Source organism: Clostridium subterminale (genome assembly GCF_039521425.1).
Classification (GTDB): Bacteria; Bacillota; Clostridia; order Clostridiales; family Clostridiaceae; genus Clostridium_J; species Clostridium_J subterminale.
Map to the genome: position 1 here is coordinate 426,778 of NZ_BAAACI010000007.1, position 23,245 is coordinate 450,022.

Annotated in this window: 18 protein-coding genes; 4 read left to right on the top strand and 14 right to left on the bottom strand. The window is 28.5% G+C overall.

Annotated elements, in window-relative coordinates:
* The first annotated feature begins 443 nt into the window (after window positions 1–443).
* Window positions 444–989, top strand: coding sequence for a GNAT family N-acetyltransferase (locus ABDZ93_RS15635; RefSeq protein ID WP_343827393.1), 546 nt, complete (start codon window positions 444–446; stop codon window positions 987–989).
* 66 nt (window positions 990–1,055) lie between these two features.
* Here ABDZ93_RS15635 and ABDZ93_RS15640 read toward each other — a convergent pair whose 3' ends face one another.
* Window positions 1,056–2,363, bottom strand: a complete 1,308-nt coding sequence (locus tag ABDZ93_RS15640) for a sensor histidine kinase (RefSeq protein WP_343827394.1) — start codon at window positions 2,361–2,363, stop codon at window positions 1,056–1,058.
* Complete coding sequence (locus ABDZ93_RS15645; protein WP_343827395.1) at window positions 2,360–3,034, bottom strand: response regulator transcription factor; 675 nt, start codon at window positions 3,032–3,034, stop codon at window positions 2,360–2,362. The genes ABDZ93_RS15640 and ABDZ93_RS15645 overlap by 4 nt, the downstream gene beginning before the upstream one ends.
* A gap of 159 nt (window positions 3,035–3,193) precedes the next feature.
* On the opposite strand from ABDZ93_RS15645, the gene ABDZ93_RS15650 reads away from it, so the two are divergent.
* Entirely contained in the window at window positions 3,194–5,581 is a 2,388-nt protein-coding gene (locus ABDZ93_RS15650) for an ABC transporter ATP-binding protein/permease (RefSeq protein ID WP_343827396.1), read from the top strand.
* 252 nt (window positions 5,582–5,833) lie between these two features.
* A complete protein-coding gene (locus ABDZ93_RS15655; protein ID WP_343827397.1) occupies window positions 5,834–6,400 on the top strand; it encodes a DUF6143 family protein in 567 nt (188 codons plus the stop codon).
* 86 nt (window positions 6,401–6,486) lie between these two features.
* Here the strand turns inward: ABDZ93_RS15655 and ABDZ93_RS15660 are convergent, their stop codons facing one another.
* Genes ABDZ93_RS15660 through ABDZ93_RS15675 form a run of 4 tightly spaced genes read right to left on the bottom strand, consistent with a single transcriptional unit; the run spans window position 6,487 to window position 11,674 of the window.
* On the bottom strand, window positions 6,487–7,878 hold the full coding sequence (locus ABDZ93_RS15660; protein WP_343827398.1) for a HAMP domain-containing sensor histidine kinase: 1,392 nt from the start codon (window positions 7,876–7,878) through the stop codon (window positions 6,487–6,489).
* The gene (locus ABDZ93_RS15665) at window positions 7,860–8,546 is read right to left on the bottom strand and encodes a response regulator transcription factor (protein WP_343827399.1); all 687 of its coding nucleotides are present in this window, start codon (window positions 8,544–8,546) and stop codon (window positions 7,860–7,862) included. The genes ABDZ93_RS15660 and ABDZ93_RS15665 overlap by 19 nt, the downstream gene beginning before the upstream one ends.
* Before the next feature lie 33 nt (window positions 8,547–8,579).
* Window positions 8,580–9,335, bottom strand: a complete 756-nt coding sequence (locus tag ABDZ93_RS15670) for an ABC transporter ATP-binding protein (protein WP_343827400.1) — start codon at window positions 9,333–9,335, stop codon at window positions 8,580–8,582.
* Window positions 9,336–9,346: 11 nt separating this feature from the next.
* Window positions 9,347–11,674, bottom strand: a complete 2,328-nt coding sequence (locus tag ABDZ93_RS15675) for an ABC transporter permease (RefSeq protein WP_343827401.1) — start codon at window positions 11,672–11,674, stop codon at window positions 9,347–9,349.
* A 195-nt stretch (window positions 11,675–11,869) separates the two neighbouring features.
* Between ABDZ93_RS15675 and ABDZ93_RS15680 the strand changes: the two genes are divergently transcribed.
* Window positions 11,870–12,340, top strand: coding sequence for a cupin domain-containing protein (locus tag ABDZ93_RS15680; RefSeq protein WP_343827402.1), 471 nt, complete (start codon window positions 11,870–11,872; stop codon window positions 12,338–12,340).
* 471 nt (window positions 12,341–12,811) lie between these two features.
* Here the strand turns inward: ABDZ93_RS15680 and ABDZ93_RS15685 are convergent, their stop codons facing one another.
* The 8 genes from ABDZ93_RS15685 to ABDZ93_RS15720 all read right to left on the bottom strand — a co-directional run bounded on the left by ABDZ93_RS15685 (window position 12,812) and on the right by ABDZ93_RS15720 (window position 22,979).
* Complete coding sequence (locus tag ABDZ93_RS15685) at window positions 12,812–15,172, bottom strand: ABC transporter permease (protein WP_343827403.1); 2,361 nt, start codon at window positions 15,170–15,172, stop codon at window positions 12,812–12,814.
* Window positions 15,163–15,867, bottom strand: a complete 705-nt coding sequence (locus ABDZ93_RS15690; RefSeq protein WP_343827590.1) for an ABC transporter ATP-binding protein — start codon at window positions 15,865–15,867, stop codon at window positions 15,163–15,165. The genes ABDZ93_RS15685 and ABDZ93_RS15690 overlap by 10 nt, the downstream gene beginning before the upstream one ends.
* Window positions 15,868–16,161: 294 nt before the next feature.
* Window positions 16,162–17,352 (bottom strand): chloride channel protein, encoded by a 1,191-nt coding sequence (locus tag ABDZ93_RS15695; RefSeq protein ID WP_343827404.1) that lies wholly within the window; start codon window positions 17,350–17,352, stop codon window positions 16,162–16,164.
* 365 nt (window positions 17,353–17,717) lie between these two features.
* Complete coding sequence (locus ABDZ93_RS15700) at window positions 17,718–18,194, bottom strand: hypothetical protein (protein ID WP_343827405.1); 477 nt, start codon at window positions 18,192–18,194, stop codon at window positions 17,718–17,720.
* 533 nt (window positions 18,195–18,727) lie between these two features.
* Entirely contained in the window at window positions 18,728–19,972 is a 1,245-nt protein-coding gene (locus ABDZ93_RS15705; protein ID WP_343827406.1) for a glutamate-5-semialdehyde dehydrogenase, read from the bottom strand.
* 26 nt (window positions 19,973–19,998) lie between these two features.
* Complete coding sequence (proB, locus tag ABDZ93_RS15710) at window positions 19,999–20,811, bottom strand: glutamate 5-kinase (protein WP_343827407.1); 813 nt, start codon at window positions 20,809–20,811, stop codon at window positions 19,999–20,001.
* Between the two features lie 333 nt (window positions 20,812–21,144).
* Window positions 21,145–22,059: a hypothetical protein gene (locus ABDZ93_RS15715; RefSeq protein WP_343827408.1), complete on the bottom strand. Its 915-nt coding sequence runs from the start codon at window positions 22,057–22,059 to the stop codon at window positions 21,145–21,147.
* 77 nt (window positions 22,060–22,136) lie between these two features.
* A complete protein-coding gene (locus ABDZ93_RS15720; protein ID WP_343827409.1) occupies window positions 22,137–22,979 on the bottom strand; it encodes a helix-turn-helix domain-containing protein in 843 nt (280 codons plus the stop codon).
* Window positions 22,980–23,245: the final 266 nt, after the last annotated feature.

Consider the following 23,245-nt stretch of genomic DNA (forward strand, 5'->3'; position numbering starts at 1 on the left):
CTATCAATCTTAATATAAGTAAAAATCTTAATTACTGATTAATTAAGTTTAACTTCTTTTTATTGTACTTTCCTCGATTTTCTACAATTTCTTCAATCAGTTTATATTTTCCATTTTTAGTTTTTTAGTTCCAGTTAAAGTTATTAAAAGTCTTTTTATGGCAACATCATTACTATTGATACATAAATTTAATTTTAGTGGTTCTTCTGAAGTTTTCTCTAATCTTCTTATTGGTATCTTTTCCTATATAACTAGATAACTATTTAACTATTTGTTTTATCCATGTGGTTTCAGCAACTTTATTATATAAATGCCATACTTAAAACTACAATAGAACAAATAAAATTTTTCATGGCAATATATTGTTTTTCATTATGATATTCTTTACAATAAGTATTAGCATCTAAATAGTTACAAATAATGAATGAAATGGAGTATTTAAAATGATTTGTAAAGTTGAAACTGAAAGATTAATAATTCGTAACTTTACTCCTGAGGATTGGAGTGATTTATATGAATATTTATCTGATGGGGAAGTATTAAAATTTGAACCATTCAAGCCATTTTCTGAGGAAGATTGTAAAGAAGAAGCACTATCCAGGTCAAAGGGTGATACATTTTTGGCTGTCTCCTTGCGAAGTACAGGAAAAGTAATTGGCAATTTATATTTTAGTAAAGAGGATTTTATGACTTGGGAAATTGGATATATATTTAATTCCAAATATCATAGAAAAGGGTACGCTACTGAAAGTGTAAAAGCTATTATGAAATATTCCTTTGAAAATCTAGGCACAAGACGTATAATTGCTAATTGTGATCCCCGAAACATACCTTCTTGGAAATTGCTTGAAGCTGTAAATATGAGAAGAGAAGGACACCTTCTGCAAAATATCTATTTCTTTGAGGATGAAAATGGTAATCCTCTCTGGAAAGACACCTATGAATATGGGATTCTTGTAGATGAATGGAAGACCTTAACTATGAAGTAAAGGCTCAATCAAAAATCCACGACAAATTGTCGTGGATTTTATTAATTCTTAATAAATAGGAATATCCTATTTATTAAGAATATTATTTTTAGGTAATTCTATTGTGAAAGTCGTACCATAATTAAGCTTACTTTTAACCTTTATTTCACCATTACATAGTTCAATTATTCTTTTTACAAGCGATAGTCCTAATCCATTGCCCTTGCTTAAATGAGATTTATCACCTTGATAAAACTTATCAAAAATATGTCTTTGAGTTTCTTCATTCATTCCAACACCATTATCTGAAACCTTAACAACTATTTTATCCTGCAAATCCATTAGCTTGATACCAATAGTTCCACCCTTCTCTGTGAACTTAATACCATTTCCTATTATATTTAGCCATACTTGCTGTAATAAATCCTCATTTCCTATAATACTTACTTTATCTAGATCTATATCCAAGTCAATGCCCTTTTCACTCCACTCTGGTTCCATTATAAGAATTGCGCACCTAATTTGTTCATCTAAGGCAAACTCTACTTTTTCAGTGATGATATCTTGATTTTCAAGTTTTGAAAGCTTTAATATATTTGAAGTTAGCTTAGAAAGTCTTGATGATTCACTAATAATAATATCTGTAAATTCACTTCTCTCATCATCATTTAAATTTTTATCTTGAATTAACTTTGCAAAACCTTGTATAGATGCAATGGGTGTTTTTATCTCGTGAGAAACATTACTAACAAAATCATTCCTTAAGGTTTCTATACTACTAAGCTCATGAACCATCTTGTTAAAATTTTTTGCTAATAATGCAAATTCATAATCCTTAGGAATACCTATTTTAACACTAAAGTTTCCCTTTGCCACCTCTTCAGTAGCTTTACTTAAAGTTCTTATTGGCCTTAAGATTCGCTTTGATGCTATACCAGATATTATGGTAGCTATTACAGTAGATATAATTAAGGATGCAGTAGTTAGAAGAAATGCACGTATATGCGCACTTTTTTCATTAAATGAATTAGATATTTTTATATACCTATCATCTATCTTTAATATAGTATTAATAATAGGAAGTCTCTTTGTTTTAATTTGTAGAAATTCCCTCTCATGAAGTTTATCAACAGTTCCAGTATATTCATGTAAATCACTAATAAGTATTACTTCATATCTATCATTATTACTTAGCTCTATAATTTTATTTAAAGTAAAATCTGTATTATTATGTAATTCTAAAATAGTATCTACTACTTTCCTTTGGGCATTTTTTGATTCTTTCTCTATATTTCCACTAAACATTATTATGGATATTATAATGGAACAAATTCCTGATATAATCATCATCAATAGAAGAATTAATACAAACTTCACTCTTAGATTTTTTCTCATACCTTCTTAACCGCCTTATATCCAAGACCGCGTACTGTGACAATCTCAAATTCTGTACAACTATCATATCTTTCTCTCAATCTTTTTATATGGACATCTACAGTACGCTCATCCACTTCATTATCCATACCCCATATTTCATCTAATAACTGTCTTCGTGTAAATATAACACTAGGATAAGATAATAATTTAAATAACAAGTAAAATTCCTTTTTAGGAAGGGTAATGCTTTCCCCGTGTCGGCTTACAGATATTGAATCATAATCTAAAATAATATCTCCTATAGATAGTCTATGTTCATTAGAAATCTTAGCTCTTCTAAGAAGTGCTCCAACTCTTAATATCATTTCATTTATATCAATAGGTTTTACCATATAATCGTCTACTCCAACATTAAATCCTTTTCTCTTATCTTCAAACATTTCCTTAGCTGTAATCATAAGTATTGGCATACTATATCCTGAATCTCTCAAAGCTTTCACTAAACTGTAGCCATCTAGCTTAGGCATCATTATATCAGATATTACTAAATCAATATGCTCCTTATCTATAACATCAAGAGCTATTTCTCCATCTTCTGCCATTAATGAGTTATATCCATTTTGTTTTAAGGTTGCAGATATAAGTTTTCTTAAGTTTTTATCATCCTCAACAACAAGTATATTAAACAATATTATCACCTCAATTTATTATGTTACTTTAAATAATAATTATTTCATATTAATTAAATATGAACTTTAGAAATAAAAATATAATTTTAGACCATAATTCATATTAGGTTCATATTACGATTTTACAATTAGAAAAGTTAATCGTAAAGGAGGAGCATAATGTTACAATTAAAAAATATATTTAAAAGTTATACTACAGGCGAATTTACTCAAGTTGCATTAGATGGAATAAGCCTAAAATTTAGAAAATCTGAATTTGTTGCAATTCTTGGACCAAGTGGCTCAGGAAAAACAACTTGTTTAAATGTTATAGGTGGTCTTGATCAATATGATGATGGTGATTTAATTATCAATGGTAAATCTACAAAAAATTTTAAAGACTCAGATTGGGATGCCTATAGAAATAATAGTGTTGGATTCATTTTTCAAAGCTATAACCTAATTTCACACCTAAGTATAGTAGATAATGTGGAAATGGGAATGACCCTTAGTGGAGTTTCAACTACAGAAAAACACAAAAAAGCTCTTGAGGTATTAGAAAAGGTTGGCCTAAAGGACCATGTTCACAAAAAACCAAACCAACTGTCAGGAGGACAAATGCAAAGAGTTGCTATAGCTCGAGCACTAGCTAATGACCCTGATATAATTTTAGCAGATGAACCTACTGGAGCTTTAGACACTCATACAAGTATTCAAATTATGGAGCTTATTAAAGAAATTTCAAAGGATAAACTTGTTGTTATGGTAACTCATAATCCAGAGTTAGCTAATGAATATGCTGATAGAATTGTTGAATTTAGAGATGGTGAGATAAAATCTGATAGCAATCCATTTTATGATGACTTAGATACTTCTGATTATAAACTTAAGAAAACAAGTATGAGTTTCTTTACTGCTTTAAAACTATCTGGCAAAAACATATCTACAAAGAAATGGAGAACAGCACTTACTGCTTTTGCCTCAAGTATAGGTATAATTGGTATTGCCCTAATACTTTCATTATCAAATGGATTCGATAAACAAATTGGAGAATTTGAAAATAGTACATTATCTGGTTTTCCAATAATGATTAATCAAAAAACCGCCGAAGTTGATATGGATGCAATGAGAGAGCAACACAAAGAAGCAGTGAGTAATTCCGTAAATGAAAATCAATTTCCAGATGTAGATTACATTTATCCTTATGACCCTAGTAAAAATAGTATTGAACACACAAATGTATTTACCGATGAATACATAGAGTATATTGAAAATATTGATTCATCTCTGCTCTCTGGAATGTCCTATACAAGACTTGTTAATATGAATCTTTTGAAATCTGATGGCAAAACTGCAACTCCAGTAAATACATCTCAAATTAACTTTTCATCATATCCCAATAGTCTAAATTTAGATACTAAAGGATACCTTGAAAGCAATTATGATTTATTAGCTGGGTCATATCCTAAAGAAAAAACGGATCTTGTTCTTATTGTAGATAGCTATAACAGACTTGACAACTCTATGCTAGAAGCTTTGGGTATAGATTCTGAATCAGAGACTATAAGTTTTGATGATATTATAAACAAGGAATTTAAATTAGCTTTAAATGATGATTACTACAAACAGATGGATAATATATTTACAATAAACGGTACTCCAGACAATCTTATAGATATTTATAATAACGATAATGCTATTACTCTTAAAATTGCTGGTATAGTTCGTTCTAGCAAAAATTCAAAGCTAGAAATTCTTTCACCTGGACTTTCATATTCAGATGAATTATCACAATATTTTATTGATAATGCTAAAAACTCTAAAATTGTTAAAGTACAGCAAGATTCTAACTATAATGTATTAACTGGAAAGCCTTTTGGAGGTGCCACTGCTGGAACTAGTATGCCTACTAATCCAATGGCTGCAATGTCACCAATGGGAGGAGGTAGTAGTACTCCTAATGTTACTAAAGATGACGTGCTTTCTCAATTAGGTGCTACTTCTACACCATTTGCTATCACCCTTTACCCTAAAGATTTTACTACCAAGGATAGTGTACTTAATTACTTAAATTCATGGAATGATGGAAATGCTGTTGAAGACTCTATAATATATACAGATTTAGCAGCTACATTCACAAAATTATCTGGTGGTATTATGGATTCAATAACCCTTGTTTTAATTGCCTTTGCCGCAATATCACTTGTTGTATCCCTTATTATGATTGGGATAATAACATACATTTCTGTATTAGAAAGAACAAAGGAAATTGGTGTATTGAGAGCATTAGGTGCAAGAAAGAAAGATATAACCCGTGTATTCAATGCTGAAACATTCATAATAGGTTCTTGTTCAGGATTACTTGGAATATTAATATCATACTTATTAACATTTCCAATAAATAGTGTTCTTAAGAATTTAACAGACCTTGAAGGTGTAGCAAAACTTAATCCAGTTCATGCTATAGTACTTATAATTATAAGTGTTTCTTTAACATTGCTGGGTGGTGCTATTCCAGCAAAAATGGCTGCAAGAAAAAATCCTGTAGAATCATTACGTACAGAATAATATATAAATTTAATGTTACATACTCCTTATTTTAAAGAGTATGTAACATTTTTATTCCCTATAGCTATCTAGAATTTAATACTTAAACTTTATATTAAACACTATCTTAAATTCTCAGATATACTAAATTTTCAACTCCTTGTACACCCCTTATATCCGTACAACATATATTAACAGTATACAGATTTATTCTTAAACTTTATGTATGAAAAATATGAAAAATCTATACTTTTAATAGGAGATATTATGAAAATGGAAAACACAAAAAATTGTAATGACTCTATAATCTTACCTAATCCAATAACTCAAGTAGCTAGTATGCCATATCCTCTATATCTTTCACTTCAAGGAAAATATTTTGTAGGCTATGCAGATGAATTAAATTTTGGCAGAGGTAAAAGTGCATGGGCAGGATTAGTAAATCCTTATTATTCAGGAGTTAATCTACACGTATATGTTTGGACTGTCACAAATATTGGAGAATCACCAATAAGAGCGCAAATATGGTTTAATTCAAATCCACCTGGATGCCCAGAGGTATCAGAATTAGTTACTCCAGCTAATACAGCTCTTTGTCCATTACCAAAGCCACGAATTAGGTTGCTTAAAGCCAGCAATGTTATAGGAGAACCTAAAGGTGGAGTTAAGGCATTTGTTAGAAGAGCCCTTCCAGAGGTTACAATTGCTGACGAAGAAGTAGGCAAATTTATTTTTCCTCCTGGAGGATCATTTATTATTTTCTTATCCAATCCAGAAACCCCAAATGAACTTGCTCAAGGTAGAGTCGCATTTGGATGGTGGGAAGAAAAGATAAAGTAAATCCTACTAACAATTAAATTAAAAGATAAAAAAGGGGCTGTTGCACAATAGAAAATAATTTCTAGGTGTGACAGCACCTTTATTAATTATATTTTAAGTATAGTAAAACTAATAGTAGTTCCAGATTCTAAAGAAGATGAACACTTTATATTCCCTCCATGACTCTCTACTATATACTTAGATATAGAAAGACCAAGTCCTGAACCTGATATATTAGTATTTCTATACTTTTCACCTCTATAAAATTTATTAAAAACAAATGGTATATCACCAATACTAATCCCACTACCAAAATCCTTAATATTTATAGTGATTTTATCAATATCATCATCTATCCAAATCTCAATACTCTCTCCTGCTCTAGAGTATTTTATTGAATTTGCAATGATATTATTTATAACTTGATCTATTCTTATTGAATCTATTAAAATTAACGCTCTTGGTATTTCTCCCTTAACAGTTAGACTCATGTTATGAGTAGCTACATCAATAGATAAGTCACCTAAAACTTCCTTTATATAATCATCAGAATATATTTCTTTTCTTTCAATTGACATTTCATTCAACTCTGTTTTCGATTGTTCTAATATATCATCTATTAATTTTGAAAGTTCCTTAGATTTCTTCAATATAATATTCGAATATCTTTTTATGCCATCTTCATCCTTTACAATTCCATCTCTTATTCCTTCAACATATCCTGAAATTGATGAAAGAGGAGTTTTTAAATCATGTGAAATGCAAGCTAATAATTCTTTTTCATTTCTTTTGAACTTTTCTTCCTTTTCTTTTGAGTCTATTATTTCATCTCTCATAGCTTCAAAATCATGACAAAACTCTCCAATTTCTCCATGGTAATCGTAGTTTACTTTACACTTATAGCTTCCATTTAGTATGGTTTTTGCACTACTATGGAGCTCTTTAATTGGTTTTATTATGTCTATTTTTACAAACCTATTTATCATAAAAGCTAATATTCCTATTAAAAATAAAAGTATCCACAGAGGTATAAATTTCTCATTTTTGCTTTCCTTTTTTAATATACTCTGTGGTAAATCTATAATTATAATTCCTTCTTGAACATCATTATTAACTAAAGGTATACTGTATCTAATTAATCCATTTTTTCTATTGTCAAAGGCACTATCATAACCTATTTCATTTTCAAGATTTATCTTTTCTCCTTTATTAAAATCATCTATGGAAGAAAAGATAACCTCCCCTTTTAAGTTTATAACTGTATAATTATAAAAATCATTTTCCATGTAATAGTTATTCTCTTTAAACATTTCTTTAATCAATTCTCTTTGATTTGATGTTTCTATTCTTAATAAATTAGACTTATCTTCTTTTTTAATATCTTCCTTTAAAATTAGGAGAGAATATACCACTGATAATATAACAAATAGATATATTAACCCTGTAAATATACTAATTTTTTTACCAAGGTAATTACCCTTTACTCTATTATTTCCCACTTATATCCTACTCCCCATATTGTCTTTATTGACTTTTCACCGTATTCTCCAAGCTTCTCTCTTAACCTTTTAACATACACAGCTATAGTATTTTCATCCATATATTCACTGTATCCCCATACGCTTTCATATACCTGAGACTTTGAAAATACTTGGGAAGGATTAGAGGTAAAAAAATCTAATATTTGAAACTCCTTAGAAGTTAGTGGTACTTCCTCATTATTTAGTAAAGCCTTATATGCCTTAGAGTCTACTATTAAATCACCAAATTGTTTTACATCTGATAGTGTATCACTAGAAAATGAAGTATACCTTCTTATATGAGCTTTTACCCTTGCTACTAATTCCATTGGAGAAAAAGGCTTTGTCATATAGTCATCTGCCCCTACGCCTAATGTTAGTATCTTATCCATCTCTCCACTTTTAGCAGATAGCATAAGTATTGGCATTTTCGATATGGTCCTTATTCTTTTACAAACTTCAACGCCATCTAAAAGTGGGAGCATAATATCTAAAATGATGAGCTTTATCATAGGGTCATTAGCCAGTTCCACGCCTTTTAACCCGTCATTAGCTATCAATACCTGAAATCCATCTATCTCTAAGTAATCTTTTATTAAGTTTCCTAAATCATTATCATCTTCAATTACCAAGATTTTATTATGCATTTTACTCACCCCCACTTCCATTATATCATTATTTTACCATCCCCTACTTTTTATAAATTCAAATATCTTTTTTTCTCTACTATCTGAATCTTTTTTATTATATCTTCCAAGAGACAAATCACCATCAATTCTTCCATCCTTCAAATAAATCAATCTACTTGCTCTTGAAGCTGCCTTTAAATCATGAGTTACCATTACTATGGATTGTCCCTCTTCATTTAATTCTGTAAGAATATCTAAAACCCTGGCTCCTGTTGAAGAATTAAGTGCTCCTGTTGGCTCATCTCCAAAAATTATCTTAGGATTGTTAATTAATGCTCTAGCAATTGCAACTCTTTGTTGTTGTCCTCCTGATATTTCTGAAGGATATTTATTCTCAATCTCTTTCAACTCTAATCTATTTAATAGTTCATCTGTTTTTTTATTTACACCCTTCTTGTCTTTATTGTTTAGATAACCACAATAAGTTATATTTTCTCTTATAGTTAAATCATAAAGTAAGTTTATACTTTGAAAAACAAATGATATATCTTTATTTCTAATACTTGTGGCTTCTTTTTCTCCTATATTAGTTATATCTTTTCCTAAAAGTTCAACACTACCTGCACTTGGGTTATCCATAGTACTAATAGAATATAGCAATGTAGTTTTTCCAGAACCTGAACTGCCCATTATTACAGTAAAATCACTTTCATATATATCTAAGTTAATATTTTTTAATACATTGTTTGATGTTTTTCCTAAAATAAATGATTTACATAATCCATTTGCTTTAATAATACTTTCCATCTCTTCTCCCCCTACTCTTCCATAAGCTCCGCTGTAGATATTTTTCTTATACTAAACATTGATATTATTGTTGCACCAAGAGTTAATATTTCAATAAAGACTATTGTGCTTATAACCTTACCATTTGAAATCATTAAACCATCTATTCCCATCATTGCGAATTTAAATACACTTTTAGATATAGTAGCATTTAAAATAAATCCAACTAAAGATGAAATACCTGTAAGCAGCATAATTCTATATAAAGTTCTCTTCAAAATATAAATATTTGAAAATCCTAGAGATTTTATAATAGCATTATTTCTTCTATTATCGGTATTATTCATAATTATAAGATTTACTATATTTAATATACTAAATAGTAATATTCCTAAAAGAATAATTGTAGTAACTGGTATAACTATCTCAATAACTGACTTGCTTGTTGTTGCAATCAAACTTGGACATGTATCTATAGAACATACTTCATATTTCTGTTTATAGTCTTCTTTAAACTCTTCATAATCATTTTTATCTTTTAAAGTGATATTGATGTTTAAGTTATTAAGGTTATTTCTAATTTCCTTAGGCACTACATCTAAGGTCATTCTCATATTGTAGTTATTTGACATCATGCCTATATATTTACCAGTGATAAGTAATGATCTCTCTTCCCCTAATACTTTTATATCAATATAATCTCCAATATCTAAATTCGCATCTTTTAGAATTTGTTCTGACAATGCAATTTCATTTTTATTTTTAGGATTTCTTCCCTCTTTAATAGATACATTAAACCCATGGTTATTGTCATAGTTATCATATAAATAAGTAATAACTTGAGCATTTTTTATATTGTATCTTGATACATCTAAATAAGCGACCTTCCCTACATCAAATGAGCACGCTCTTACGCCTAAGACTCTCGGGTCACTCTTAATTTCTTCTAAAGCCTTATCATATGACGCCTCTCCACTTGGAAAATCTAAGGTAACATCTCCCTGAAGTAATCCAAACATATTCCATGCATTATCTTTCATATTAATCATTGAGTAATTTACACTAACTAAAAATACTGAAAGATATATTACAAGGGATAAAACTGTTACTATAATTATATTTTGCTTTTTATATTTAAAAATATCATTTATAGCCATAGACATTGGTGATGAAGCGTCTCTAATAATTGCCTTCTTAAATTTCTCTTTAGATGAAGTAACTCCTATTCTAAATGCCTCAACAGGCTTTATTTTATTTATTCTTCTAAGTAAAAGATAAATATTAGATATTAAAACAAAACTCATTAATATTACTGTTAAAACTATAAAGCTAAAATTATTTATACCACCTTCATATATTCCAATATATTTAATAGATATCTTTACTAAATAATTTATAAACCAAATACTAAAGAAACTTCCAGCGGTTATTGCAATGACTCCTACTATTCCAAAGCTTTTTAAATATATATTACGTATCTGCTTTGATGTAAATCCTAATGATTTATATACACCTATAGATTTATACTCCTTTAAAATGTTGTTCCATAGTACAAATCTTATTATTACAATAGATACAATGAATATTAATATAGCTGTACTTAACCCTACTCCACTTGTAATTTGGCTTCCAGCATTTGCTGCAAATATAGTAATCCACTTATCGTAAATAACTCCATCGATAGAACCACCTATATAAGAAATTAATTCTGATGTTGCATCATTTCCTTCTTTAGATGAATCATAACCAATATATTGAGATTTAATAAATTCATTAAAATCCCCATAGTCATTACTATTTACATATAAATTGTTATATCCCATTACAGAACTTGGAACTAATGAATCATTTACTAATGCTGAAATAGTTAGATATTTATATTCATCGCCATCTTTTATCTTTATCTTATCTCCTATTTTTAAATTCTTAGAATCAGCTAAAAGATTTGAGACCCAAATAGTACCTTTACTTGGAGTCATTGCTTTTTCACCGTCTGTTACAACTACATCCCATGGATGAGATTTCATACCCTCATAAATTATTAAACTTGCCATTCCTAAATCAAGGTTTTCATCTTCTAAAAATACTTGTCTATCTACCGTTAACCCCTTTGTTTTTCTAACATCTATTTCATTAGTTTCCTTTTCCTTAATAAAATTTTCTACTTTTGAGATAACATCATCATTATATGTTTGCACTACAATATCCTTTATATTTTCTCCTCCATAATACTCATTAGTATATTTTGAAACTGTACTTGTAAAGCTCATAGATAGTGCAAATATAGATGAAGATACCATTAAAATAATTGCTATTAAAATTAATTGTAATTTTTTTTGTTTAATTTTTTTTTTCCACATCATCATCCCTCCATACTTTTATAGTACTAATTAAATTTTAATATATTTATTTCAAATTCTTAATGAATTCTTACATTTTTCTAAATGAATTTTACCATTAGTAGCCAAATCAAGGATAATATTATCAACCTCTATTATTTCTACAAATCATTAAGTTTTTGATATAATAGATTTATTATACTTAGGAGGTACAGCATGAAATCAGCACAATATTATATAGAAAAATTAGATATGACACCCCATGTTGAAGGAGGATACTTCAAAGAATCAGTATTATCAGAAGATTTCTTTAGGGAAGATAAAAAATTATTTAGTAGCATATATTTCTTACTTGAAACAGGAGAAGTATCTCACTTTCACAGATTAACTTCTGATGAGATGTGGTATTACCACGACGGGCAAGCTCTGACTATATATATGATAACACCAGAGGGTGAGCTTATAACTAAGCAATTAGGATTAGATATAGAAAAAGGAGAGGTTCCACAAGTTTTAGTTCCTAAGGGGTATATATTTGGTTCTTCTATGAACAATGATGGATTTGCTTTAGTTGGATGTATGGTAGCCCCTGCATTTACTTTTGATGATTTTGAGTTATTTGAGAGAGAGGAACTTTTGAATATGTATCCAGATCTCGAAGATATAATAAAAAAGTTAACTAGATAAACTCTCTTCCTGATATTAGCTAAATATTTATTTAATATATCATGGATAAAAAAGGGGCTTTCGCAAAATATATCACTAATCTTATATAGAATGTTGAGCTTGCACTTTTATATTATTGTTAGCGAATGCCATTTGCATAAGTAAGAATCTAAATCTTGGATTTAGTTATTCGAACCTAGTTCTTCTAACTTGTTAGAAGAATCTCCAAAACATTGACTACTTAGTATTTATGAATGATAAAATCGTAAAGCAACACAACTTGTTTGAGTGTATACGAGTTGTTGTGTTGTAGATTTTTCCTTGAATAAATACTTTAGTAAATCAATATTCCGAAACGGCTGAGCGTTAATAATATATGGGCATGCTCAACATTTCTTTTAGATTAGTTTATTTTACGAAAGCCCCTTCTTGGATTTTAATGGTGGATACGATTTTCAAAAATCATCCCTACGAGTTAATTAAAATTTATTTTTAATCTCTATATTCTTTTAGTACTTCTTGTAGGGATATTTTTTCTATTTTCTTTTTAGCTGCATAAGAACCTAGAAAAAATATTACTTCTATCAAAACAAGTCCTATTATCCCGTACCAAATATTAAAATCAAAAGGTATAACCATTCCAAATTCACGTGCTAAATACTTCATTCCATAGCCAAATCCATAAACTGTAATAGGTATGCTTATTAAATAAGAAACTACACAATAAACTAAATAGCTTTTTAATATCATTGAATTAACTTCTTTTTTACTATATCCCATAACCTTAAGAAGTGATATAGAGTAATAATTGTCCTCTATAGTCATAGTTGTAAGAACATATAAAACTATTACTGCAATAGCTATAGCTAAAATCAGCATAGCATAAATCGCTATTTTTACAAATTTTTGCATCATAACAGATTGCTGAAGTATATCTGTTTTATTTATTACAGATAAATATTTATCTTCATCTATACTATTCTTAGAGTATACTCCATTATAAAAGTCATCATTACCTGTAATAATATCACTTAATTCACTTCTATTAATATATATTTTAGATGCTCCATAGTCCTTTGAAATATTTATTACTTTAAATTCATGTTTATCTTTCCCTATTTTAATACTTAATTGATCACCTACATTTACATTATAAGTCATAGCAAAGCTACTGTTTACTATAACTCCATCTTGAAGTCTTTTAGTAATATCATCACCCTTTTTATTAAAGAGCTTATGAAGTTTATTATCACCTTCTATTCCCACTAAGTTAATATTTTCATCTTCGTACATTATATTTGGTAAACTTATAAACTTTTCTTCATCGTCTTTTAACTTAGGAAGCCCTTTACTTAAATCTACATATGCTTCATATTTATAATCTACTGACTTGTAATAATCTAAGATCATTTTATCAAAGAAACCGACCATCATAAAACTCATTATTATAAGCATTGATGAAAATACTATTCCTATGAAGAATACTACGAATTTACTAGTATTAGCAAATATAAATGAATACTTAAACTTTGTTTGAGGCTTGGCATTTTTAAGTAATTTACTTGCAAGTTTATTAAGCTTACTTACCTTGTCTTTATCAGCGACCTTCATTAAGCTAACTGAATTTTTTGATAACATTTTATTTATTACTATTGTCGAAAGACCTAATATTACAAACAAAGGAATTAATATTGCTATTAATAGTACTCCAAAGTTTGTTACAGCTTGCCCATTAGGTATTAGATAAAACTCTAGATAAAATTCTCTCATAGGTGCTGATGCATATATTCCACCTATATACCCTATTAATAGCATTGGAAGAGATATAATAAATAATAGAATAATATATGGGCTTAATACTTCTTTTTTTGAATATCCAAGTGCTTTTAAAACTCCTATTTGTGTTTTTTGATTTTGAACTATTTTATAAATTAATATAAGTACTATTAAAACTGCAATAGTTGATATTGTAAAACTTATACCAATAGTCATAGCCTTACCAGCAACTATTTCTTCATAAATTGCACCACTCCTGATTTGATTCTTAGTAAGAGTAATATCTGTAACAAATTCTAAATCATTATCATAGTCATCAATTATACTACTTTTATCTACAAATTCACCACAAATATAAAAATCTTCTTTCCCTTTTATTTTTTCATATTCATCATCACTCACTATTGCTAGTGTTATTTTTGAATTATCAATAATAAAATCTTCACTAGTCATAGGTAGTGTATTATCAGGTAACAATACAAATCCTGAAATAGAATAGGTTTTACCCGCTATCTTTAGCTCATCACCTATTTGTAGGTTATTCTTTTTAGCATATATTCTCGTTACCGCTATTTCATCATTTCCTTTTGGCTTATTTCCTTCTTCTATATATGATAGATTTATATTTTTATTTTCCTTAAAAAAAGTTACATTATTACTTATATTGTCTTTATTAAAGTTCACTTTTTTATATTCTCTAAGTTCTAAATCATATCCATCATATTCTTTATTAAACTCATTTATTCTATTGTTTATTATTTCATTATATATATCTCCATTATATTTCTTTATATCTATTAATCTATAGGTTAATAAAGGTTGTATTTCAATTTGTTCTTCAGTTGAAAGTTTTTTAATATCAAAGTCTGTAAGTCCATTTATCATATCTATGGAGAAATCTTCTTGATTAGTTTCTTCCATAAAACTTTCAAGTGGTTTTTTCAAGCTGTCTAAGGCATAAAACATTGTAGTGTACAAAAATGAACTTAGTGCTATTATTATACCTATAGCAAGTAATTGGATTTTCTTCTTCTTAAAAGTATTAAAAGTATTTTTTAATAATACTTTTACGCCCATTTTATCTCACTTGCCTTTCTTTTTATATCATTTTCAGTTATTTCTATTATTTTTGCTGAGTTCATTTTTATTACTCTGTCAGCCATGAGTGCTATATTGGGGTTGTGTGTTATTACTACTATTGTTGTTTTAAATTTTTCATTCATATTTTGGATAATATCAAGAACTTGTTTACCTGTATCTTCATCTAATGCTCCTGTAGGCTCATCACAAAACATTATAGTAGGATTTTTTGCTATACTTCTAGCTATAGATACTCTTTGCTGTTGTCCTCCTGATAATTGATATGGGTATTTATCTTTTTCACTACTCATTCCTACTGCTTTTAGAACTTCATCTATATTTAGTGGATTTTTACCTATTGACGAACCTATTTCTATATTTTCTTTTACTGTCAGGTTTTGAAGTAAATTATATTGTTGAAATATAAATCCTAAATTGTCTCTTCTAAATTTTGATAGTTGCTCTTCACTATAGTCACTAATCTTTTGGTCTTTGTAATATATATCTCCTCCTGATGGTGTGTCTAAACCACTTATTACGTTTAGCATTGTACTTTTACCACTACCACTTGGTCCTAATATAACAATAAATTCGCCTTCTTTTATCTCTAGATTTATATTTTTTAATGCAATAGTTTCTACGTCTCCTGTTTTATAGATTTTATCTACATTTATAAGTTTTATCAAATTAATATCCTCCCTAAATTTTTTGCTTATATATTTTACTTATTTTTACTATAATTATAAATTACATGATTGCATTGTACAATGGAAGGTTTTATTTTTTATGAATAAAAAGCTCATAAGCTAGTTATCTAATAGTCAACTAATGAATTTTAATGCAGCACATTATATTTATTAAAAAAACTCATATCATAAAGATATGAGTTTTCGTGAACTTCAATGGTGGATGCGAATCATGGTCTCTGAAATCCACCAAAATCCTACAATACCTTCACCATTGCTAAAGTGAGCTAAAACAATTTACTAAGATGTTTTATATATAAATTTATTAATTATAAAATTTATTGAAAAGGATGATATTATGGCAAAAATCCAATATGTCATAGGTAAGAATAAACATATTAAAATTACAGCTATAATAGGCTTTCTAAGCACTACTGTAATTACTCCAGTTGCAATTATAGCTACAAGATAAGTTGAATTAATATTCAATATACCACTAAGAGCAAATGCTATACAAAAGGATGTAAATATTATAGGAAATATTTGGCCACCAACCCATCGGAAATTAATAGATATTTTAGTAGCTAATATTTTTAGAAAGGAAATAAGCAGCAAGTAAGATATCCCCAATTTTTCATAATTATTAATAACTTCTTTTAAAGCATGTTCACCAGAAAAAAGGGTAAGAGGGAAATACGCTCCTAAAAGTGCTAAAATACATCCACCAATTATGGCAGCAATAAATGGGTTTGAATTTAATTTAGTTTTTTTACAAGTACTTTCTATCAAATGACCTATATAATTAAAAGATAGACCTATTATTATTGAAAGAATTAAAATAGGTATAAAAAACAACAAATCTTTATTAGAGATATGATTTTGAGCTAATTTAAAAATAAAACTTTCTTTATGTGTTAAATTATTTAAAAATTTTATTATAAAATAAGTAGATAAAGCCGTACAGCTATAGGTAAGATAATTTAATAGTTTTTTAGAAAAAAGCTGTAGTTTATAAACTGAATCTTTATCATAAGAAACCGAGCTTAAAAGTGGTACTTCAAAAATAGCAGTAAGTACAGCACTAGTAGAGGTTTTTATAAAGTCTTCTTTTAATTCAGGATTTGAATTTTTAATTTTTATGCTTAAGAAAGTTGAAAACATAGCTGCCATTCCAAAAAGGCCGGCTTCAGGACCTATACTACCTCCAAAAATTAGTGGTAAAAAAGCACATACAATATATTGGGGTAGATGTTTATAGTCAATGGTTTTTGTAAGTTTGTATTCATGAATTATTTCTTCCATTTCTTTTGGATAAGGACCTAAAAACTTTTGACAAAGACCTATTATTAGTCCTCCTAATGTGCATAAAATTATAGTAATGGTAAAATTGCTTATATTTATAATATGTGGTAGCTCATGCCACAGAAAATTACTTGCCAGATTTATAAGAAATATAAATGACCAACAAAAAGCACCAACAACTGTACCCATAATAAAACCGAAAAATACAATATTTTTTATAATAGATTTAATAATCAACACCACCTTTGAGAAATATTACATTGATTATAATAATACAATTTATTTTAAATATCAACATAATTGTATAGATATCCTCATTAATCGACAACTATACAATTAAATTTTTTTAGTGTTAGACTTATAAAGTATCCACTTATTGGTATAAGATTAAATACTTCTAAATTTACACTTAGGAAAAAACCCTCGACATTTCTGTCGAGGGTTTTAATGGTGGTGATGAAGCGTGATATTTATAATCCACCATTATATCTTTTATTTCATTTAATGCCCTTATTAATATTTTTAATCTATGCAGAATTCGTTATTCTTTGTGTCTATTTTTTATGCACATTTGCATTAATAATATTTCGACACTTCCTTATATCTGATTTTATTTGTCGGTTTTCAAAAAAATAAACTTCTGTGCCTGACCAGATAAATACCCAACACACTATGCTTAATATACCTGCGAAATAAGTATAACTACTTGAAAGACTAAAGCCTATCAAACCAACAATGATGCCTAATGCATACAAAACAATAGCCTTCGTATTATTTCTATGATAAATATATTCATTTTCTTCCACACGGTTTGAAAAGGTGTTTACTATAGCCGTCTTCAACGACTTATCATCATAATCATTTTCTCCTTTAATACATATATCAACTTCTCTTCTTTTGCTATTCAGTAGCTTTGATAAAATAAACTCTTCCAAATCAGAGCCTAGGTGAAAATCATCCGAGCTAAAATATGGTGCAAATGGAGTATTGGTTTCATCCAAAAATATATCTATACTTAAATCATTATTCATGTTATCACTCCTCTTACTCAAAGTAAGTAAATTGCTATTTGTATATCATAAATAAATTTTTTAGTAGTATGCAGCAATCAATATCTGGAATTGCTACCTTCTACACCTTTCCTATTCTAAATAACATATTTATATTATTTGCATCTATATATATATATATTCAGATTATCTTCCTAGTCCTTATTGAGTAAAAAATGCAATAAGTTATCCTCTGTAGATGTAAGAATTAATCTTCGTTAATTACAGTTGCTCCTAGAATTATGGCATCATTATTTCTTCCTAAAGCAAAAAAGTTTTTATCCAATACTCCGATGATCAAAAAACATAAACCATGGCATATAAGTCATGGTCTTCAATATGGAGACGAATGGTTACATTTAAAATCATCCATTCTAAAATATTTAATAATTCAAGATTTTTTCTAAATCCAACTTGCCAATTACAAGCATGGTAGCCTGGTTACTATACAAAATAAAAATGACAAAAGGAGTGAACCAAAATGACTTTAATCATTTTGATTCACTCCTTAGTTATTATCTTATTTGACCATTTCCAAATATTATATACTTATTAGTAGTAAGCTCTTTAAGTCCCATCGGACCTCTTGCATGTAGTTTTTGGGTGCTTATGCCTATTTCTGCTCCAAATCCGAATTCCTCTCCATCTGTAAATCTAGTAGAAGCATTCACATAAACTGCTGCTGCATCTACTTGTTGATGAAATTTTTGAGCATTTTGATAATCATTTGTTACTATAGCTTCAGAGTGTCCTGAGCCATATTTATTTATATGAGTTATAGCTTCATCTACATCTTTTACTACCTTTATACAAATTATATAATCTAAATATTCTTTATAATAGTCCTCTTCACTTGCTAGTATTATGTCATTTACTACTTCTATAGATTTTTTGTCTCCTCTAACTTCTACTTTTCTTGTTCTTAATTCATCTACTATTACTGTAATAAATTCTTTTGCTATATCTTCTTGAACAAGTAGTTTTTCCTCAGAGTTGCAAACTGCTGGTCTAGTAGTTTTTGCATTTATAACTATTTGTTTTGCCATTTCTAAGTCACTATTTTTATCAACATAAACATGGCAGTTCCCTGTTCCAGTTTCTATTACTGGTACTGTAGCATTTTCTACTACTGATTTTATTAGTCCTGCTCCTCCTCTTGGTATTAGCACATCTATATATTCATTTAACTTCATCATATTTTTAACAGTTTCTCTACTCGTATCTTCTATTAATTGGATACAATCTACTGGTAACTGAGTTTTTTCTAACGCTTTTTTTAATACTTGTACTATTTTTTTGTTGGAGTTTATAGCTTCACTTCCACCTCTTAGTATTGTTGCATTGCCTGATTTCAAACATAGCCCTACTGCATCACAGGTAACATTTGGTCTTGCCTCGTATATTATTCCTATTACTCCTAGAGGTACTCTTTTTTTTCCTATTTGTAGTCCATTTGGTCTAGTTACTATTGAACTTACTTCACCTACAGGGTCTTCTAGTCCTGCTACTTGTGTTAGGCCTCCACTCATCCCTTTGATTCTATCTTCATTTAAAAGCAACCTATCTATTATTGCTTCTGATGTTCCCTTATTTTGTGCATTTTCTATGTCAATTTTATTTGCTGCTATTATTTCCCTAGCATTTTCTAATAATGCTTTTGACATTTCATTTAAAGCTTTGTTTTTTTCATTTGTTGAAATATTTGATAATATGTACGCAGCTTCTTTTACTTTTTTACCTTTTAAAATTAACTCTTCCATCTAAAATTACTCCCTTTATACTTTGTTTATCTTGCTTTTCCCAGAAATAAAGTTCCTACATCGTCTCCATTTAATATATCAATAAGTCTACTTGGGTCTTTTCCATTTGCTAATATCATATTTGTGCCATTATCAGTTACAAGCTTGGCTGCATGTATTTTAGTTTCCATGCCACCTGTACCTAAATTACTTCCTGCACCTTCTGCAAAATTCTGTACTTCTTCCGTTATAGATTTCACTTCTTTTATAAGCTTTGCATCCTTATTTGTTCTTGGATTAGAGTCATAGAAACCATCTATATCTGATAGTATTATTAAAAGATTTGCATCCACAATAGTAGAAACTATTGCTGCTAGATTGTCATTATCTCCAAATCTAGATACGTTTTCAATTTCATCTATAGATACACTATCATTTTCATTTACTATTGGAATTATTCCGCTTTCTAGCAATGTTTCAAAAGTGTTTGCAACATTATTTCTACTTCTTTCACATTCTATAATGTCTCTTGTTAAAAGTATTTGGCCTACTGAATAGCCATATTCTCCAAATAGTTTGCTATAAATATTCATAAGTGCTACTTGTCCCACAGATGCTGCTGCCTGCTTTTCTCTAATAGTTTTTGGTCTTTCCTTTAAGTTCATTTTACTTACTCCAACACCTATGGATCCAGATGTTACAAGGATTATTTCTTTTCCACTATTTATTAAGTCAGATATTGACATGGCTATTTTCTCAATTCTTCTTAAGTTTATGTTTCCATTGTCATAGGTTAAGGTTGATGTACCAATTTTTATAATTATTCTTTTTGAATTTCTGATATTTTCGCGATATTTCATTTTTCTCTCCTCTTAAGTTTCCTTCAATGATTTTATCAATTAATACGTTTATAATAATATTATCATAAAAATATAAGTTTATTAATACCACGTCACTTTACAAACAATTAGAAATAATTACCCAAAGTATAACGAATCAAATAATATATCCTGTACAAACAATAAGTCTAAAGGAGAGTGTATAGAAATTAGTACAATTTGTCATATATATTTATTATATTATTTTACAATATAAAAACACATTGACCAATATCAATGTGTTTTCGTGAATTTCAATGATGGAGTCGAGACACCACCATTAAATCCAAAGCTTAGTTACATATTAATTTAAAATCAATGTAGATTTATTAGCCCAAAATCTTTAAAAATCCTTGCTCTTTTCACAGCTATGTAGCAAGTCCAAATTTTAGTAACATTTCTAGCTACTTCACTATCTACTCCCCATGAAAAATTAGGTTGCCAAAAACCCTCTTTCTTCAATGTATTAATCCAGAAAGAAAAATTTTTTTCTACAAAAGGTTCAACTAACTTATACCATTGTGACTCAGGTGAAGTTACTAAATCCAAAGGTTGTGGCAAATATTCCATCCATTTATTTTCATCTATGCAAAGGCAATCTAATATTCTTCTTTCCATAGACCTAATAGCTACGTCATTAATTAAGTTAGAATTTAGTTCTTTTAAAACTATAAATAGTCTTTGTATGCAGTAGCAATCATGGTCTGAACACTCTTCATTACTATTTAAAAACTCTATACATCTAGCTGCAATTTTATTACCTAGCTCCTTTTGAACAACATTACCATACTTGATAAAAGCTGAAGCAACAACAGCACAAGGGTTAGGAGTAAATTTTGTATCTGGAGCATATGTCCACCATGGTGCATGTGGAAAGTTTTCTACTCCCTTTGGAACCTTCTCCCAAAATGATGGTGTATCATCAATGGTTTTTTCAAAATAATTTAATAAATTTTTAAACCAAGACTCTTCACAATTAAGCTCATAATCATATGCGATAAAAACAGCCTCAGTAGATGCTATACTTGTTGATGATGGTAATAACATATCTGCCTCTAATCCCTTTCCAAAGCCACCATCTTCATTTTGATATTTAATTAGCTCCGATACTATAGACTCTTTGCTTCCATTATTAAAAAGATAATTCCATTTTACTTTTTCAATATCTCTAGCATTATTAAATATATGATTCTCTATATTTTTTAATTGACTTACCTTTAACTTTTCCATAGTACACCTCACAAATTTTATTTCATAACTTAATGTTAATACATTAAGCATCTTTAGTATTGTAAAAATGCGACATTCTATTTAATTAACTCTTTTATAGCTTTCATAGGAGTGTTTCCATGGTATTTTTTAAAGTCATTTATCATATGAGCTTGATCACAATAACCATAACTATAAGTAATATTCCTAAGATTAAAATCTCTCTTAAAAGCTATGTCTTTCCATATATTTTGATATCTAACTAAACTACAGCACTTCTTAGGAGTTATTCCAATATATTCTCCAAATATACGCTCCAACTGTCTAGAACTAATAGAAATATAATTGCTAATCTCTGATATTGTAGTTACCCCTTTAGATTTTAAAATATAATATACTCCATTTAATAAATTTTTATTGCTAAAATTCTTGTTGAATAATCTTCTAAGCAATAACTTTTCTATGTAATATATTCTTTCTTCAATTTTGGGATAATATATAACTATATCTTCAATTTCTTTTCTTAAACCCATAAAATATTGGTCTACAATTGCAAACTCATTACACTTTTTAGGCAATTGATTATCTGTAAATAAATGCACAGCCCAAAAATTAAATCGGATACCAAAGGTAGAAATCAACGCTGAGGTTTTAACCTCTTCTGTATAAAAAGGAGAATCATTTATACTACAAAATAGGTTATTCACTTTATTATTACTATAATCTATATCAAAAATTATATCCATACAACAATCTGGAATCACAATATTGTTTCTATCCCCCTCTTTAGTTATTTTCTTATTTCTATAAGGCACTGGACTTCCCCAAAAGCATCTTATATATGGCTTTAAAGTATCACATGGCTCAACTTCTCTATAAGTATCTGATTTATTTATTATATTATTAGTTATGGGTTTAAATAAGTCTGATAGCTCTTTCATTTGTTCCACCACTTCATAATAATTTATTCTTATTTTTGTTAATAATTATACTAATATTATAACATTATTTCTAATATTTAGGATGGAGCTTTCGCAAAATATATCACAAATCTTATATAGAATGTTGAGCTTGCACTTTTATATTATTGTTAGTGAATGCCATTTGCATAAGTAAGAATCTAAATCTTGGATTTAGTTATTCGAACTTAGTTCTTCTAATTTATTAGAAGAACATCCATGAATATTTTATCACTTAGTATTTATGA